The sequence below is a fragment of the Streptomyces sp. NPDC001068 genome, from assembly GCF_042897315.1.
GTDB lineage: Bacteria > Actinomycetota > Actinomycetes > Streptomycetales > Streptomycetaceae > Streptomyces.
In genome coordinates this window covers 27185-44308 of sequence record NZ_JBIAYD010000023.1, presented here as the reverse complement: position 1 = coordinate 44308, position 17124 = coordinate 27185, and the positions used below count along the sequence as shown (strand labels likewise).

At 72.9% G+C, this 17124-nt stretch carries 15 protein-coding genes; 10 read left to right on the top strand and 5 right to left on the bottom strand.

Translation table 11 applies throughout. The annotated features are described in order from the left end of the window. Positions 1 to 112 precede the first annotated feature (112 nt). A complete protein-coding gene (locus tag ACFY3I_RS41035) occupies positions 113 to 544 on the top strand; it encodes a GAF domain-containing protein (protein WP_390866056.1) in 432 nt (143 codons plus the stop codon). A gap of 162 nt (positions 545 to 706) precedes the next feature. After that, positions 707 to 1513, top strand: a complete 807-nt coding sequence (locus ACFY3I_RS41030; protein WP_390866055.1) for a mycofactocin-coupled SDR family oxidoreductase — start codon at positions 707 to 709, stop codon at positions 1511 to 1513. Positions 1514 to 1569: 56 nt separating this feature from the next. On the opposite strand, the gene ACFY3I_RS41025 is transcribed toward ACFY3I_RS41030, so the two are convergent. Continuing rightward, a complete protein-coding gene (locus ACFY3I_RS41025) occupies positions 1570 to 1857 on the bottom strand; it encodes a hypothetical protein (RefSeq protein ID WP_390866054.1) in 288 nt (95 codons plus the stop codon). Between the two features lie 205 nt (positions 1858 to 2062). Between ACFY3I_RS41025 and ACFY3I_RS41020 the strand changes: the two genes are divergently transcribed. Together ACFY3I_RS41020 and ACFY3I_RS41015 are read left to right on the top strand one after the other, a co-directional pair. Further along, entirely contained in the window at positions 2063 to 4327 is a 2265-nt protein-coding gene (locus ACFY3I_RS41020; protein ID WP_390866053.1) for a helix-turn-helix domain-containing protein, read from the top strand. A gap of 187 nt (positions 4328 to 4514) precedes the next feature. Beyond that, the gene (locus ACFY3I_RS41015; RefSeq protein ID WP_390866052.1) at positions 4515 to 7301 is read left to right on the top strand and encodes an AAA family ATPase; all 2787 of its coding nucleotides are present in this window, start codon (positions 4515 to 4517) and stop codon (positions 7299 to 7301) included. A gap of 211 nt (positions 7302 to 7512) precedes the next feature. Here ACFY3I_RS41015 and ACFY3I_RS41010 read toward each other — a convergent pair whose 3' ends face one another. Next, a complete protein-coding gene (locus ACFY3I_RS41010) occupies positions 7513 to 10362 on the bottom strand; it encodes an AAA family ATPase (RefSeq protein WP_390866051.1) in 2850 nt (949 codons plus the stop codon). A gap of 191 nt (positions 10363 to 10553) precedes the next feature. After that, on the bottom strand, positions 10554 to 10988 hold the full coding sequence (locus tag ACFY3I_RS41005) for a hypothetical protein (protein ID WP_390866050.1): 435 nt from the start codon (positions 10986 to 10988) through the stop codon (positions 10554 to 10556). A 306-nt stretch (positions 10989 to 11294) separates the two neighbouring features. On the opposite strand from ACFY3I_RS41005, the gene ACFY3I_RS41000 reads away from it, so the two are divergent. Together ACFY3I_RS41000 and ACFY3I_RS40995 are read left to right on the top strand one after the other, a co-directional pair. Continuing rightward, positions 11295 to 11870 carry a TetR/AcrR family transcriptional regulator gene (locus ACFY3I_RS41000; protein ID WP_390866049.1) on the top strand — a complete coding sequence of 192 codons (576 nt, stop codon included), beginning with the start codon at positions 11295 to 11297 and terminating at the stop codon, positions 11868 to 11870. 183 nt (positions 11871 to 12053) lie between these two features. Next, a complete protein-coding gene (locus ACFY3I_RS40995; RefSeq protein ID WP_390866048.1) occupies positions 12054 to 12545 on the top strand; it encodes a Dps family protein in 492 nt (163 codons plus the stop codon). Between the two features lie 98 nt (positions 12546 to 12643). Here ACFY3I_RS40995 and ACFY3I_RS40990 read toward each other — a convergent pair whose 3' ends face one another. Continuing rightward, on the bottom strand, positions 12644 to 13183 hold the full coding sequence (locus ACFY3I_RS40990; protein WP_390866047.1) for a CGNR zinc finger domain-containing protein: 540 nt from the start codon (positions 13181 to 13183) through the stop codon (positions 12644 to 12646). 121 nt (positions 13184 to 13304) lie between these two features. Between ACFY3I_RS40990 and ACFY3I_RS40985 the strand changes: the two genes are divergently transcribed. Beyond that, on the top strand, positions 13305 to 13733 hold the full coding sequence (locus tag ACFY3I_RS40985) for a hypothetical protein (RefSeq protein WP_390866046.1): 429 nt from the start codon (positions 13305 to 13307) through the stop codon (positions 13731 to 13733). Positions 13734 to 13818: 85 nt separating this feature from the next. Here ACFY3I_RS40985 and ACFY3I_RS40980 read toward each other — a convergent pair whose 3' ends face one another. Then, complete coding sequence (locus ACFY3I_RS40980) at positions 13819 to 14745, bottom strand: alpha/beta hydrolase (RefSeq protein ID WP_390866045.1); 927 nt, start codon at positions 14743 to 14745, stop codon at positions 13819 to 13821. Between the two features lie 201 nt (positions 14746 to 14946). On the opposite strand from ACFY3I_RS40980, the gene ACFY3I_RS40975 reads away from it, so the two are divergent. Genes ACFY3I_RS40975 through ACFY3I_RS40965 form a run of 3 tightly spaced genes read left to right on the top strand, consistent with a single transcriptional unit; the run spans position 14947 to position 17118 of the window. Then, positions 14947 to 15825, top strand: a complete 879-nt coding sequence (locus ACFY3I_RS40975) for a helix-turn-helix domain-containing protein (protein WP_390866044.1) — start codon at positions 14947 to 14949, stop codon at positions 15823 to 15825. Further along, on the top strand, positions 15822 to 16244 hold the full coding sequence (locus ACFY3I_RS40970; protein ID WP_390866043.1) for a DUF2255 family protein: 423 nt from the start codon (positions 15822 to 15824) through the stop codon (positions 16242 to 16244). Before ACFY3I_RS40975 ends, ACFY3I_RS40970 begins: the two co-directional genes overlap by 4 nt. Further along, positions 16234 to 17118, top strand: coding sequence for an aldo/keto reductase (locus tag ACFY3I_RS40965; RefSeq protein ID WP_390866042.1), 885 nt, complete (start codon positions 16234 to 16236; stop codon positions 17116 to 17118). The genes ACFY3I_RS40970 and ACFY3I_RS40965 overlap by 11 nt, the downstream gene beginning before the upstream one ends. The last annotated feature ends 6 nt before the right edge of the window (positions 17119 to 17124 follow it).

Sequence of the window (17124 nt, the reverse complement as noted above, 5' to 3'; positions counted from 1 at the left end):
CGCGCCACGACGCACCGGCCGGAACCCCACGGGAGGCGCCGGGCACACAGAACATGTGTCACCCATCCCTACGCCGCACACGTGTGCCGTAATGTCCCGTACGATCACGGCCATGCTCGATGAGTCGACGAATGTCTGGCTACGCGGTCTGCTCGAACGCCACGCGGCCGTGGCGGGCACGGTCCACGCGGTGCGTGAAGACCTCCTGCACCTCACGGCCGCACACAACATCCCGCCCGAGGTCCGGAAGATCACCGCTCTGATCCCGCTCGGCAAGGGCATGGCGGGACTCGCCTGGGAGCGGAACCGTCCCGTCCAGACCTGCAACCTCAAGCAGGACGACAGCGGCGCGGTCAAGCCGGGAGCCAGGGCGGTCGCCGGCAAGGCCGCCATCGCCCTGCCGGTGCACGCGGCCGACGGCACCGTCCGTGCCGTCGTCGGCCTCGCCTGGCCCGACGAACGCGAACTGACCGACCAGCAGCTCACGGCGATCGCCGCAGACGTGGCGTCACTGCCCTCCGACGCGGCCCCGGCCCGTGCGTGACCAAACACATGTGATCCCGCGCGGCCTCGCGTTCCGTTTCCCCGGTGAGAAGGCCGAGGTTCCGGGACGCCACGTCCGTCGGACCGGCTCCCGGCCGTCGGGCGACGCCTGAGGACGGTCTCAGATCCGCCACGCCGCGGACACATCACCAGAGGAGACGGCATGGGACGTGTAGAGAACAAGATCGCACTGGTGACGGGCGCCGCCCGCGGGCAAGGCCGCAGCCATGCCGTGCGCCTCGCCGGGGAAGGCGCCGACATCATCGCCGTGGACATCTGCGCGCCGATCGACGGTATCGGCTATCCGATGGCCACCCACGAGGACCTGGAGGCCACCCGGGACCTGGTGATCAAGGCCGGCCGCCGGGTCATCGCCCTGGAGGTCGACATCCGTGAACGGCACGCCCTCACGGAAGCGGTGGAGGCCGCCGTCACCGAACTGGGCGGCCTCGACATCGTGGTGGCCAACGCGGGAGTGGCGGCACTCGGACGCTGGAGCGACCTCGACTGGCAGCAGTGGGACGCCATCGTCGGCGTCAACCTCACCGGCACCTGGAACACCATGACCGCCGCGATCCCGCATCTGCGGGCTCGCGGCGGCGGCTCGGTCGTGGCCACCAGCTCGGTCGCCGGTGTCGTGGGCCTGCCCTTCGCGGAGGCGTACGCGGCGTCCAAGCACGGCGTCATCGGGCTGGTGCGCTCGCTCTCCATCGAACTGGCAGAGGAAGGCATCCGGTTCAACGCGGTCTGCCCGACGGGTGTGTCGGGCACCGGCATGCTGCAGGCCCTGGCCGGGGTGACGGACATCGAGGCGGACGACCGGGTGAAGTCCGCGTTCCTCAACGCGTTCCAGGTCGACACCGTCGAACCTTCGGACGTCAGCAGCGCGGTGCTGTATCTGGCCTCCGACGAATCGCGTTACGTCACGGGGACGGCCATGTCGGTGGACGCCGGTCTGATCAGCCTCTGAAACGACAGAACCCGCCCCTGGTGGGTGACTCCGGATCGTGCGCCGGCGGCGCCGGATCACCGGGTGGCGGGTCCGGTCCCTGCCACCCAGCGCCGGACGCTGGTGATCAGCGAACGGCTGGTACCGAACGCGGCCTCCAGCCCCTGCTCGGAGCCGGCTCCGGCCTTCTGGTGGAGTACGACTCCCACAGCCGGCCGGTCGCGGCCGTCGCGGTCCGGTGCGACGGCCGCCCACATCAGGTTGCCGCCCGCCGGGGAGCTGGACCCGGTCTTGAGGCCGATCACCCCGCCTTCCCCGAGGAGGGTGTTGGTGTTGCGGACCGGGTCCGGAACACGACCGGCCACACCGGCCCAAGCCGGGGCCTGCGCGGCTCCCCGCCTGTGCGCGCCCCGAACCACGACGGGCTTCACCCAAACGGGCCGCACCCGGTCATCCTGCACACGAGCCGCGGTGCGGACCGGTCGGCGGCGCCCCGGCGGGGTGTGCCGCGGTCGCCTCACGCTCCCTTGCTTTAATGTCCGTTCCAGAACTAGTGGGCCGGGGGCGGGTGTGGACAGGACGGAGTTCGGGCGGCTGCTGCGGGAGGCTCGGCAGCGCACGCTGCTGACTCTGGAGAGTCTCGCCGAGCTGTCCGGGGTGAGCGTCCGGGCGATCAGCGACATGGAGCGCGGGCAGAGCCTGCCGCGGCAGGCGACGCTCAGCGAGCTGATGGACGCCCTGGAGCTGGACGAGGACGAGCGCCGCAGGTTCGTCGACGCGTCGATGCGGCGGGCGGGAGAACCGGAGGTGCCGATCCCCCGGCAGCTGCCGCCCGACCTCGCCGTGTTCCGCGGACGTGAAGAGGCCCTCGCGACGATGGGCGGGCTCCCCACGCGGGTCGCCGAGCAGGGCGGGCACGTCGTCGTCTCCGCGATCGGCGGCATGGCCGGCGTGGGCAAGACGACCCTCGCGGTGCACTGGGCACACCAGGTCTCGGACCGGTTCCCCGACGGCCAGCTGTATGTGAACCTCCGCGGCTTCGAGGACACCGGACATCCCCTGGACCCGGCCGAGGCCCTCGGCGGGTTCCTCACCGCCCTCGGCGTGGCCGACCGTGACATCCCGGGCGGCACCGAAGAGCGTGGCGTCCTCTTCCGGGAACGGACCACCTCCCGGAAGCTGATCGTCGTACTCGACAACGCGCGCGACGAGGCCCAGGTCAGGCCGCTGCTGCCGGCCGCGGGATGTCTGACCGTGATCACCTCGCGCAGCCGGCTCTCCGGGCTGGGCGCCGTGGAGGGCGCCAAGCTGGTCGCTCTGGACGTGTGGACACGTGCGGAGGCGCTGGCCGCGCTCGCCGCGCGCATCGGCGAGGAGCGCTGCCTCGCGGAGCCGGGGGCCGCCGCGGAGCTGGTGGACCTGTGCGGGTCGCTGCCGCTGGCGGTCGCCATCGTCGCGGCGCAGCTCAGCGCCACGCCTCAGGTCCCGCTGCGCGTGGCGGTGCGGGAGCTGCGCGAGGCCGGGCCGTTGCTGGACGCGCTGTCGGCCGGCGCCCCGCGGGGTGACGTGCGTGCCGTGTTCTCGTGGTCCTACCGCGCCCTGCCGCCGGAGACGGCGGGCTTCTTCCGGCATCTGTCACTGCACCCGGGGCCGTCCGTGTCGGCGGCGGCCGCCGCCTCGCTGGCGGGCGTCGGCCTCCCGGAGGCGCGACGGCATCTGCGGCAGCTGGTCGCGGCGAACCTGCTGTCACGGGACGCGGAGGGCAGGTACGTGCTGCACGACCTGCTGCGGGTCTACGGCGCCGAACTGGTCGAGCTGGGGAAGGACGACCGCCTCGGCGCGCTGACCCGCCTGCTGGACTACCTGCGTCACAACGCGCACGCGGCCAACCGTTTCCTGGGGCGCACCCTGGCCGACGAGGCCGCCCCGGCGGCGGACGGCGTGGTGAGCGTCGTCCTCGGAACCCGGGAGGAGGCGCTGGACTGGTTCGCCCAGGAGGAGGCGACGGTCGCGTCGGCGCTTCGGTCCCTGGACGACCCGCGGCTGCTGCGGTTCCGGATGACCCTCACACAGGACTGGGTGAGCTACTACTCGGTCATGGGCCGCTGGAGCGCGGAGATCGAGACCAAGCGCATCGGCCTGGAGGCCGCGCTGTCGCTGGACGAACCGGCGTCCGTGGTGCGCAACTCCGCGGACCTCGCCCGTGCGCTGGCGGAGACCGGACAGAGCGAGGAGGCCGACCGGCAGGTCGAGTTGATGCTCGGGCAGCTGGACCGGCTCGGGCCGGTGGAGCAGGCGTTCACCGAGCGGACCGTGGGCTGGGTGCGCGGCCGTCAGAAACGCCATGCGCAGGCCCTGCACCACGCCCGCAGGGCGCTGGAGATCTACCGAACGCTGGGCGACGAACGGGCCATGGCCCGCGAGATGAACGCGGTGGGCTGGTACCTCGCCCTGCTCGGCCGGTACGAGGAGACGGTCACCCTGTGCCGGGAGGCGATCCCGCTGCTGCGGCGGGACGACAACCTCCGTATCGAGGCGGCCGCCTGGGACACCATGGGCTACGCGCGCCAGCGCCTCGGCGACCTCGACGGGGCGGCGGCGGACTACCGTGAGTCGCTGCGGATCTACGGGGAGGCCTTCGACGGCTACAACCAGGCCGAGGTACTCGACCACCTCGCGACCGCGCAGCAGGAGCAGGGCGACCACGCGGGAGCGCGGACGAGCTGGCTGCGGGCGGCCGGCCTGCTGAACGCGATCCACAGTCCGCGCGCGGCCCGGATGCGGGCCAGGGCGCAGGCCCTGGACGGCCTCGGGGAAGACCCCGGGCGGCCCTGACACCGGGCCCGCCGGGCACCGCACCCGCCGGCTCGAAGGCTGACGCCACCTGCGGCTTCCTTCCGGCAGCGGGCAAGCTGCATGTGAACTGCCTGGTTCTGTAGCCGTCATTCCACTGGGATGGGAGGAGGCAAGAGAGCCTTCCCTCGGTCCGGCGGGAAGGCTCGCCGCGGAACAGGGGTCATCGATGAACGCGCAGACCAGGCTCGCCTCGCTCACCGTCGGTCAGGAGGGGCCTCAGACGTTGTCGCTGGTCACCCCCCTTCCCACGGCGCTGCCGGAGACCTCGGGGCTCATCGGCCGCGACGGCGAGGTGCGGGCTCTCGGTGACTTCCTGCGCGAGGCGACGGCCCATGGCGCGGCCCGGGTGGTGACCGGGCACGCCGGTTCGGGCAAGTCCGCGCTGCTGGAGGCCGCCGTGCAGGAGGCCACGGCCGCCGGGCTGCGGGTACTGCGCTGTGCGGGCATCCGCGGCGGCAACCCGGCCGAACTGTCGGGTCTGCTCCAGCTCGTCTGGCCGGTGCTGGGCACCTCGGGCCGGTCCTCCGCCGGACGGCTCGACGCCCTGGAGCTGCTGCTGGTGGACGGAGCACCCGCCCCGGGCGAGCGCTCCCGGCTGTCGTTCGCCGTCCTGGACGTGCTGGAGTCGGCGGGCGCCGGGCAGCCCCTGCTGCTGGCCGTGGACGACTGGGACGCGCTGGACGAGTGCAGCCGGGACGTGCTGTCCTTCGTCGCCCGGCGCACCGAAGGCCATCCGCTGGCCGTGCTGATGACCGCGCGCCCGAACCGTTCGCGTCCGGCACCCCTGGCCGGCGTTCCGGAACTGCCGCTCGGCCCGCTCACCTCCGCGCAGTCCGTCCGGCTGCTCGCCACCCGGCGGCCGGGCCTGGATCCGCAGGCGGTACGTGAGCTGCTGGCGACCGCGGCCGGCAATCCGCTGGCGCTGCTCGAACTCCCCGTCCGCTGCGAGGACGCGCTGCCCTACGCGCCTGCCTCCTCCGACCGGCTGGCGGCCGCCATGGCCCCGGGCGCGGCCCGCCTGCCCGCCGGGACCCGGGACCTGCTGCTGGTTGCGGCACTGCACCCGGCGGGCGACCTTCCGCTGCTGCTGTCGGCCGCCTCCCGGATCGGGGGCACGGAACTGGGCTTCGCGGCGCTGGAACCCGCCGAACGCGAAGGCCTGGTGACGTTCGACGGCATCCGGCTGGTCTTCGGCCATCCCGCCACCGCCGGGGCCGTGTTCCACGACGTCGGCCCCCGGCGCGTCCGTGCCGCGCACGCGGCCCTGGCGGCGGTGCTGGCCCACGGCTCGGTGCGGAGGCTGTGGCATCTGTCGCAGGTGGCCGAGGGGGACGATCCGGAGCTGGCGGGCCGTCTCGAAGCCGTGCACGGCCACGCGCTGGAGCAGAGCGAGCCGCTGATGGCCGTACGACTCCTGCGCCGGGCGGCCGAACTGTATCCGGCGCCCGGCGACCGGGGCCGCTGCGCCCTGCGGGCCGCCCAGCTCGCCCACACCCTCGGACTGGAGCGGATGACCCGGACGATGGCGCACCGCGCGCTGCGCCGGCCGCTGGGTCCCCTCGGCACACTGTGCGCCGAGGCGCTCGTACGGACCGGTCACACACCTGCTGCCGCGGACCCGGCCGCCTGGCCCGCGCCGGACGGCCCGGCCGAGCAGGAGAACGCGTTGGAGCTGGCCCGGATCACGGCTCCCCAGGTCGCCGGCGACGAGGTGCGCGCCCACGCCCTGATCACGTTCCTCGACGGGATGCCGGAACGGAGCGAGGATCCCCGGCTGCTCCAGGCCATGGCCACGGCCGGTCCGGTCCTTCGGGCCGCGACGGTCCTCGCGGGCGTCCGCGCGGTCCGGCGACTCGCCGACGTGTCGGTGCGCGACCTCGAACGCCTCGGGGAGGCGGCGCTGCTGGCCGGTGACCCGCTGCGGGCTCTGGACCTGTACCGGCAGGCCGAGCGCCGGCACCGTTTCCACGACCTGCCCGACCAGCTCCCCGGGGTGCTGCTGCGGCAGGGCCTCGCCCATCTGGCCATGGGCGACTGGGGGCAGGGTGGCCACGCGTTCGGACGGTGTGCCGAGATCGCCCAGGACCACGGCCAGGAGCACGCCGCGGCGGCGGCCCGGTTGCTGGCGGATCTGGTCCGGGGGCTGCGCACCGGCCGCCCGGTACGTCCGGACGGCGCCCGTGATCTGGAGGCCGCCCGCCGCGCGGTCCGCTCGATCGACGAGGTCCTCGCCGTCGGCGCCGCCTGTGCCCTGGCGGAACAGGGCGACTTCGAGGCTTGCTTCAGCGCGCTGTCGGCCCTCCTGGACGGTCCCCGGGTCGGCGCGGCGGCGCTGTTCGCGCTGGTGCCCTTCGCGGAGGCCGCGGAGGCGGTCAACGCCGGCCGGGAGGCGCTTGAGCTGCTGGGCCGGCTGGAGGCGCGGCTGGGCGCGGAGTGCGCACCCGGGGTCGCCGTCCGGTTCACGGTGGCGCGGGCCGTCCTCGCGGACGAGGACGACGCCGAGGCGGTGTTCGAGCGGGCCTTCGCCGAGGACCTGTCCGGCTGGCCCTATCTGGAGGCGCCGCTGCGGCTGGCGCACGGACGGTGGCTGCGGCGTCGGCGTCAGTTCGCCGACTCCCGCGCCACCCTGCGGCAGGCGGCGGCAGGCTTCGCGATGATGGGCGCCGAGGCGCGGACCGTGCGGATCACCGCGGAGCTGCGGGCGTCCGGTGAGCGGGCGGAGAGCGGCACGACGGGCACGGTACGGCGGTCGGCGGCCCGCGACCTCCTCTCCGCCCAGGAGCTGCGGATCGCCGAACTCGCCGGCCGCGGTCTGTCCAACCGCGAGATCGGCGAGCGGCTCGACCTCTCGCCGCGGACCATCGGGGCCTACCTCTACCGCATCTTCCCCCGGCTGGGCGTGACGGCGCGGGCGCAGCTCGCGGCGGTGCTGAAGGATCCCGAGACGACCTGACGGGCAGCCCCCGGACCCGCCTCACCACCGCCGTCCGGCACACACCGCGGACCGTCCGATCCGGCACGCCCGGACGGCGGCCGGCACCTCGCCCCCGGCCCCACGCCACGCACGCCCGGCCCCTGGCGAACGCCCCGAACCAGTACGCGTCAGCCCCCTCCGGCCACCCGGCGTGTCCATCCGCCGGTCGCCCAGCCCGCCCCCGTCCCGTTCAGTCGGTGCCGAATCTCGCGGCGAGCTCGGCGCGGGAGGTGACGTCGAGTTTCGGGAAGATCTGGTAGAGGTGCGAGGCGACCGTGCGCGGTGACAGACGCAGTTGTTCGCCGATCGCCCGGTTCGTCAGACCGCGGGCGGCCAGGCGCGCGATGGTCAGCTGCTGGGGCGAGAGCGCCTGGGAGAGGTCGTCCGTGACGGGCTGTTCCTCGTCCTCGGCGGGGCGTCCGGCCACCGACTGCCCCGTCGCCCTCAGTTCGGAGGCCGCCTGTTCCGCGCGGGACAGTGCGCCCAGGCCGCGGAAGACCGACTCGGCCGTGATCAGCGGCTGCCGCGACGCGGTGATCCGGCGTCGGCGCCTGAGCCAGGCCCCGTAGCCGAACTGGGTCATGGCGTGAAGCAGCGGCCACACCTCCGCCCCCGGCTCCAGCGCCCTGCGGTAGCGGACCTCCGCGTCCTGGTCGGAGGCGAGGACGGCCTCGGCGTACGCCAGGATCCGGGCCGCGAGCGGTGCGCGCCCGGTCTCGGTCAGCGCCGCGACGTGTGCGACGACGGCCTTGGCGTCGTCCGTCTCCCCGGCGGGTTGCGCCGCCTCCGCCAGGAAGGCGAGCCCCCAGAACTCCTCATGGGCGTAGGACACCGCCGGTTCGGTGAACAGGGAGCGCAGCCGGGCGTAGGCCTGGGCGTACCGGCCCGTGCCGGACGCGGTGATCGCACGGGCCAGTGCGGCCAGGCCCAGCTGCCGGTTCTGGCCGAGGCGCAGTGAGGCTTCCTCGACCTCCGCGGCACGCTCCAGCGCGTGCTCGGTGCGCCCCTGCAGGGCGTCGACGACTCCGAGGGTCGCGGTGGCCCGCGCCACCCAGTCGGGCTGCCCCGTCCGGTCGGCGATCGTCCGGCCCTCCTCGGCGAGTGCCCGGGCGGTGTGCCACTGGGTCCCGAGCCAGATCTGACCCATGGCCCTCGGTACGAGGATCTGCGGCAGCCGTCCGTAGCGGCCCTCGGCACGGACCGCCCGCTCGGCCTCCTCGAAGAACGGGGCCGCCCGGTCCAGGTCGGTGCTGAGGTGGGCGACCTGGCCGAGCAGGGCCGCCTCGTCACCGCCGGGCAGTGCGGAATCGGGGTGCGGATCGGCCGGCCAGGGAGACGAGAGCGGGTCGGTCAGCGCCATCACGGCGAGATCGCGCGCGTCCCGGGGGCCGGACCGCAGGTCCTCGAACGCCTCTCGGACCATGCGGCGTTCGTCCCGTCCGGCCTGCTGCCACCAGCACCGGCGGGCCGCCGCGTGCAGCAGTTTCCTGGTGAGTACCGGATCCTGGCCGGCCACCGCGTGTGCCGCCTCGCACAGCTCCGCGATCCGCTCCCGTCCGACCACGCTGTTGCCCGGCAGCAGATCGTGCACCCACAGCAGCAAGGCACGGCCGTACGTGCCGAGTTCGGCCGGGTCGATCCGGCGGGCGTGCCGCAGGGCCTGTTCCACCAGACCGTGGTCACAGGCGAGTTCGGCGGCGCGCAGCAGTCGGCCCGCCCGGCGTTCCGGGTCCGGGGAGAGCCGGGCCGCCTCCTCCAGGGCGGCCAGGCCCACGAGCACACCGGTGCCCAGGTGCGGACCGTCGGCCAGTGACTCCAGGCGCAGGGCCAGTTCCTCGTCGGGACCTGCCGCGCACCGGGCCGCGTGCCAGGCGGCGTGCGGCGGGCTGGAGAGGGTCTGCCCCAGCACCGCGTGGGCGGCCATGCGCCGGGCCGCCGACTCCAGGAACAGGACCGCGGGACGCAGCAGCGGCCGGGGGAACCTCAGCAGGCCCCCCTTCTGGCCCGCGACACCGGCAGCACCCGCGACGGCGGCCTCGGCCTCGGCGTACTCCAGCGCTTCGGTGGCCTCCGTGACCTCCGTGAGGAGCCCGCGGCTCGTCGTCTCGGACAGGCCCGCGCGGGCAGCGTGGTCGCCGCCCAGCAGCAGGGCACTCGCGGCCAGGATGTCGTGTGCGCGCGGCGCGGCGCTCAGCGCCGCGACCAGCAGCACATCACGGGCCTGCGCCGACAGGCCTTTCAGATCGTCCGCGTGTGCCTCGGCCAGTCGTGCCGTCGCCGGCAGCATGCCGAAGCCCGCCGCGTCGCCGAGGTGGCCGACGCCCAGGGAGAGTTCCGTGAGCGCGAGCGGGTTGCCGTCGGCGACGGCCAGGACCAGCTGTTCCTCGGTGTACCCGGTTGTCCGTCCGGCGCGGTTGAGGATTGCGCGGGCCTGCAGACCGGGCAGTCCGTCGAGCGTGGTGGTGGCCGTGTCCGGGACGGTGGTCCGGGGGCGGGGTTCCGCGCGCTCGGCGATGATCATGCTCACCTTGGAGTCGGCGCAGAGCCGGGCCAGAGCGTTCAGGGTGTCGCGACTGACGGCGTCGAGACGGTCGATGTCGTCGACGCACAGCAGTACCGGCTCCGGTGCGGTGGCCAGCAGGCGCAGCGTGGCGGTCGCCAGATCGGCAGGGTCCGGCGCGTTCGGGCCGCCGCCGAACGCGGTGTCGAGCACGAGGCGGTCGGCGGCCGGGAGGCAGTTCAGCCGTGTCAGCTCGGGGCGGAGGAGGCCGTGCAACGCGGCGTGCGGCAAGGCCCGCTCGGCGGGGGCCCATGCCGTCGCCAGCACGCGGATGCCCCGGCGGCCGGCGGCGATCGCCGCGAAGCGTACGATCGTGGACTTCCCGGTGCCCGCAGCGCCGTGCACGCGGAGTACGCCTCCGCTCCGGGGCAGACCCCCCAGCAGTTCGGTGACCAGCTTCTTCTCGTACTCGCGGCCCACCAGGGCAGTGTCGTCGGAATCCGCCTCGTACGATCCCGTGGGACCGATGGGTGCCCTCACTCCGTCCCCTCCCCCATCCCCCATGACGTCGGCAGGCGGGTCGATGCGCCGTGGTCCCTGGTCCCCGTTCGCGTATGTACACCCGTGTGTATGTTCAGCACCAGTGTGCGCTCCTACCGCCTGTCTGCATACCTATGCACATGTGTGCCCACTTCTGTCACGTGTACATGCCGTGCGGGGCGCGTACGTGGTCATTCGGGCAGCTGCTCGTCCAGCGGCCCGCGCCCGGTGCCGGCCGCTGCGTAGAGATCGCGGATGCTGACATCGTTTCCGAATCGGAGACGGCGGAAGACCCAGTCGATCGGGTGGGCTTCACGCGCGTCGGGCAGCTCCACCACGAGGGGAAGCTCTGCCGACGGCGCGGTCAGGGCGTGCCGCCAGGCGCCGCCGGCGTGCCGGGCCAGAATCTCACCGACGTAGCAGCCGAAGGCGACGAGGGACTCGGCCATGTCCTCACCGGTGACACCCTCGGCACGGAAACCGTCGACGATGTCCTCCACCAGCAGGATGCTCTCCGGACTGTAGTCCAGTTCCGCACCGCTGATATCGGCCGCGGCCGCGACGATGGCCGCTGCATGCCGGGACGCGTTGCCGGGCTCAAGTGGGGGGTTCAGGTGCACCTGCATTTTGGTCCTCGGGCTGTTGCCGTCAATGTGACGAGGCTAATCGCACAACGCCTGGACGAGCATGCCCCCACCGGTATCGATATGGAACCCTCCCGAATATGTGCGAGTCTGCCGAGACCGGGACGAATGTCTCCCACGTTTTCACGTTTGCAGTCGATCGACTCATGCCGCCGGTTGTCCGTCCTGCCAGAGTCGGCGCCGTGTTCCGTTTCTCCGTTTCCAGGGCCCCGGACCGGGCGCCCCCGCCGCGTCCCGACCGATGTCCTCGTACCGCTGCGGAGATCCCGCCGACGAAAGGATTCCGAGGTGGCGCGCCCTCGCGAGTTCGACACCGACCTGGCAGTGGAGCAGGCCATGGGTCTGTTCTGGAGACAGGGCTACCACGCCACCCCGATGCCGCGGCTGACGGCGTTGCTGGGTATCGGCAACGGCAGCCTGTACGCGGCGTTCGGTTCGAAGGACGGCCTCTATGCCCGTGCCCTGGAACGCTACAGCGCGGGTATGGTCGCGGCTCTGAACCGCGATGTACGGGCCGGCAGCGACATCCGCACGGCGCTGCGCGGGCTGCTGATCTCGATGATCGTGGACGACGTCGCCGATCCCGAACGCGGCTGCCTGCTGGTCAGTGCGGCCACCGAACGCGCGGCGCACGACGGCACGGTGGAACAGGTGCGGCAGGCGATGGCTGCCGTGGAGTCGGTGCTGGCCGATGCGCTGATCCGGGGAAGGGCGCGCGGCGAGCTGAGCGGCGAGCGCAGTCCGCTGGAACTCGCCCGTTTCCTCACCACCTTCATCCAGGGCATGCGGGTGATGGGGCAGGCGCGCGCGGATCGCGCCTTCCTGGAGTCGGCCGTCAGCGGGGCGCTTCGGGCGCTGGACTGAGAGCACACGTTCTTGGGTCATACAGCCCAGACGTGGGTCCCTTGGGTCCCTGAGCGGTCGCCGCACGTAGGTCATCTCCGCCTGCGCCGCATCCTGGGCCGCAGTCGGACGACTGATCCGGGGCGTTTCCTCCGCTTCGACAATGAAGGTGCCAGTGACCACCCGGAAAGGAACCGCACAGCCATGACGGTCATCACCAGCCCGCTGCCGGACAAGGAACGCCGGATCGCGGGAAGTGCCCTCCAGGCGACCCTGATCGACCTGCTCGACCTGTCCCTGGTGGCCAAGCAGGCGCACTGGAACCTCTACGGGCCCCGTTTCCGCTCCGTACACCAGCAACTCGACGAGGTGGTCACGACCGCGCGTGACTACGCCGACACGGTGGCCGAGCGGGCCGCCGCGCTGGGTGTGAGCCCGGACGGGCGGGCCGCCACGATCGCCGCGACCAGCGGTGTGCCCGGCTTCCCGGCGGGCTGGACCAAGGACACCGACACCGTCGGGGCCCTGGTGAGGGCGTTCTCCGCCGTCATCGGGCGGGTCCGGGAGCGCGTCGAGGAGACCGGGCCGGCGGACGCCGTGACCCAGGACCTGCTGATCGGCCTGACAGCCGACCTGGAGAAGCAGAGCTGGATGTTCCAGGCCGAGAACGCCGGGACCAGCGGGCCCGAGGTCTGAACGGGCCCGAGGTCTGAACGGGCCCGAGGTCTGAACGGGCCACTGGGACGGGCCGGGTGGCCGGTCCCCGTGGCCCGACGGCCGGGCCTCGCGATCCCTCACCGCCGGCGGCGGGCCCGCAGCGCGGCCGCCTTGACGCGGTTCCCGCAGGTCCGCATCGCGCACCATTCGCGCCGGCGGCCTCGGGAACGGTCGAGGTACACCTGTGTGCAGTCGGGGTGCCCGCACTCGCGCAACAGGTCCGCCTCGGCACCGGCCATCATCTCCACCGCCTCGCGGGCCAGATCGGTCAGGGCCTGGGCGGCGGTTCCTGAACGTGTGGACCCGTCGGAGCGCAGGCACATCGTCACCGGCACCGAGGCGGCCTGGCGGTTGACCGCGGCGACCGCCCGGGCGGGCAGGGACCGGCCCGCGAGCCGCGCCCCGACCAGCGCATAGATCGCCTCGCGCAGGGCCAGCGCGGCATGCAGGTCCGTCTGCCCGGACCCGGGTTCCCGGTCGAGCAGTCCGGACTCGACGAACCAGGAGTCGAGCAGTCCGGGGGTGGTGATGTGCTCGACCGGTGCCGCCGCACGCCGCCCCTCAAGGGTGCCCACGAAGTCGAGCGCGGGCGTCCCGCACGGAAACACATGTCTCACGAGACCCTCCTGACAGGTGACTGCACACCTCTCAAGAATAACCGGCTTGACGGGTGACGGGAATGCGTGGGAGCCTTCCGTCACCGGCCAGAACAGTTACTTCTCGGTGAGGACACATCCCATGGCAGTCGTACGCTTCCACCTCGTCTCCACGCTCGCTCCCCAGGACGTGCTGGGGGTACTGACCGACTTCGGTCCCTCCCGTGCCCAGTCCTGGCCGACCATCGACGCGGACCACTTCGAGGTCCACGACCTCGGGGACACCTGGGCCGAGGTCACCGAGGGCACCGCCGCCGCCTGGGAGCGTGCCCGCTACGAATGGCAGCCCGGCGGCGACACGGTCACCATCACCACCCTCGACTCCAAGCTCTTCGGCGCCGGCGGCGGCTGGGTCTTCACGATGACCCCCGAGGGTGACGGCACCCGCGTCGACGTCGAACTCACCCGCGCGCCCGCCACCCTCAAGGGCAAGATGCTCGCCTCCCTGCTCCCGCTGGCCGCGCCCGGTTCCCTGCGCAAGTCGTTCGCGGGCCCCCTCCAGGCCAGATGACCCCCAGCACGAGGGGCCGGCAGCGTCAGCTGCCGGCCCCTTCGTCATGCCACCGTCGAGTCCGTCACGGCCTCGCCGGCCGGAATCAGTCCGCGACGCCCAGACCCGCGGTGTAGAACTCGGTGAGCTTGGCGACGGCCGGGTCGACGTACTCCTTCTTGTCGTAAAGGTCGACGTGGCTCGCGCCCTCGACCCAGAACAGCTCCTTGGGGCCGGTGGCGCGCTGGTGGACGTCGACCGCCATCCACGACGTGACGGCACGGGTGCCGATGATCTGGAGCAGCGGACGGTCACCGATCAGCGGGACGGCCTGGAAGGCGTCGAAGGCGGCCATCTTGTCGACGCTCTCCCAGACGAAGAACTTCGCGGACCGCTCGTGCGCCCCGCGGGGGGTGCAGTAGTAGTCGAAGCCGTCGACACCGTGCTCGCCGGCGAGTGCGCCGGCCTGCTCGGCCGTCTCCGGGAAGATCGGCAGGACCGCGGGCTCCGCGCCGCGGGCCGCGGCGGTACGGGCCTGGGCGGCGGCGTCCAGCATGCCCTGGAAGACGGCGGGGTCCTGGGTGCCGTCGGCTCCGACGCGGAACTGACGGGCGATGTCGACGCCGCTGACGGTGGCCACCGCCTTGATCCGGTGGTCGGCTCCGGTGGCGGTCAGCACGTAGCCGCCGGAGGCACAGATGCCCAGGGCACCGATGCGGTCGGCGTCGACCTCGCCGCGCGTGGTGAGGAAGGAGACGGCGGCCTTGAGGTCCTCGACCCGGTGCGCGGGGTCCTCCAGACCGCGCGGCAGACCGCCGGACTCGCCCTGGAAGGCGGAGTCGAAGGCGATCGCGACGAAGCCCTGCTCGGCCAGCCGGGCCGCGTACAGACCGGCCGTCTGCTCCTTGACACCGCTGCCGGGGTGCCCCACCACGATCGCGGGCCGCGGGCCCGACGCCGGGGCGTCCGGGGTGTAGAGGTGACCGGCGATCTCGATGCCGGCGCTGTCGAAGGTGACACTGGTCCTGGCCATGAAGGCACTCTCCTGAGGATGACGCTGAAGTCTGCTGACCGCCGCACCGGTCGGTGGGCTCGGTGTCCGCACCGTCCGGCCGGGCACAGATCCACCATGCGCCTTCCCGTCCACGGCCGGGAGAGACAGGTTTCTGCCTGGGAAGGAATCTGCCCCCTCACACCTGTGTCGCGCCGGGTCCGGCGGCATGACACTTGAGGCATGAAACAGACACCCGACTCCCATCTCGGCGCCTTTCTCCGGGCCCGTCGGGCGCAGCTCAACCCGCGGGAATGCGGTCTGCCCGGGACGGACTCCGCCCGCAGGGTCGCCGGGCTGCGCCGCGAGGAGGTCGCTCGGCTCGCCTCGATCAGCGTGGACTACTACACCCGGCTCGAACAGGGCCGCGTCCGGGCCTCGGCCCCCGTGCTCGTCACCCTGGTCCGCGCCCTGCGCCTCGACGACGACCAGAAGACGTACATGTACGAGCTCGCGGGCCGCGGCGACGCACGTCCGCGCCGTCGCAGGACCGCGCAGCAGGTGCGGCCCGCGATGCGCCGACTGCTGGATCAGCTCACCGCGACCCCCGCACTGGTCCTGGGCCGGCGCCTGGACGTCCTCGCCTGGAACCCGGCCGCCACCGCCCTCTACACCGACTTCGCCGCCGTCCCCGACGACCGCCGCAACTATGTACGCCTGCTGTTCACCGACCCCGTGATCCGCGGCATGCACAAGGACTGGGAGCACGACGCCCGCGACGCCGTCGCCGCCCTGCGCATGGAGGCCGCCGCCGACCCCGACGACCCCGAACTCGCCCGCCTCGTCGGCACCCTGACCATCCGGGACGCGGACTTCCGCACCTGGTGGGCCGAGCACCGCGTCAACAGCGCCGGATACGGCGCCAAGAACCTGCGCCATCCCGTGGTCGGCGACCTCACCCTGGACTGCGACACCTGGGCCGGCTCCGACGGCTCCGGACAGCGGCTGATGGTCCTGACCGCCGGGACCGGCACCCCCTCCCACGACGCCCTGCGCATCCTCACCTCCTGGACCGCCACCGGTCCGGTCGACGCCGACCGGACGGAGGACCTGACGCGATGACCGCCTGGACACCGCGGGAGCAGACCCTGCTCACCGACACCTACGCGCTCGTCCTGACGGCCGGGGACACCCCTGGCAGCGGTGTGGAGATCGGCATGGTGGTCGTCGACGGCGACCTGTACGTCCGCGCCTACCGGGGCGTCCGCTCCCGCTGGTACCGGGCTGCCCAGGACCACGGCCACGGACGGATCGAGGTGGCCGGCGTCACCCGGGAGGTGCTCCTGCGCACCCGCGACCTCACGCTCACCCCCGCGATCGACAACGCCTTCCGCGCCAAGTACGGCGCCCTCGCCGACGCCCTCACCGCGAGCCCGCAGGCGCGGGCCGCGACGATACGCATCGAACCGTGCCCCCGCACCCCCGGGAGCACATCCCAAAGCACGCCCCGAGGCACACACGAGAGCACACATGAACACTGAACGAACGAAGATCACGCTCGGCTCCGGCCTGACGGTGGGCCGCATCGGCTACGGCTCCATGCGCCTGACCGGTGAGGGCCTGTACGGCGAGTACCACGACCGGGAGGCGGGCAAGGCCCTCCTGCGAGACGCGGTGGACGCGGGTGTCGACCTGATCGACACCGCCGACGTGTACGGACCGCACACCGCCGAGACACTGATCCGCGAGGCCCTGCACCCCTACCCGGACCATCTGGTCGTCGCCACCAAGGGCGGTCTCGTGCGCAGCGGCCCAGACCTGTCGACGATCGGGTTCGTCGGCAATCCGCAGTACCTGCGGCAGTGCGTGCACCTCAGTGCCCGACGGCTGGGCGTCGCGTGCATCGACCTGTACTACCTGCACAGCGGGTGGGCCACCGACGCCTCCTTCGCCGACCAGGTGGGCACCCTGGCCGAACTGCGCCAGGAGGGAATGATCAAGAACATCGGCCTGTCGAACGTGTCGGTGGAACAGCTGCGCGAGGCACGCGCGATCACCGACATCGCCGCCGTGACCGCCCACTACAACGTCGCCGCGCGCCAGGAACACCCGCTGCTGGAGGCGGCCGTGGCCGCCGGGGCCGCGTTCGTGCCCTGGCAGCCCGTCTCGCTCAGCACCCCCGGGGACCCCACCGACACCGACGGGCCCGCGGCCATCGCCGCGGTGCTGGCCCCCATCGCCCTGGCACACGGCGCCACCGTCCCGCAGGTCGCCCTGGCCTGGCTGCTGGCCCGGTCACCCGCGATGCTGCCGATCCCGGCCACCACCACACCCGTCCACCTGCGGCAGAACATCGCCGCCCAGGACCTGCGGCTGTCGGCGGAGGAGATCCAGGCGATCGACGCCCTCGCGTGAGCCACC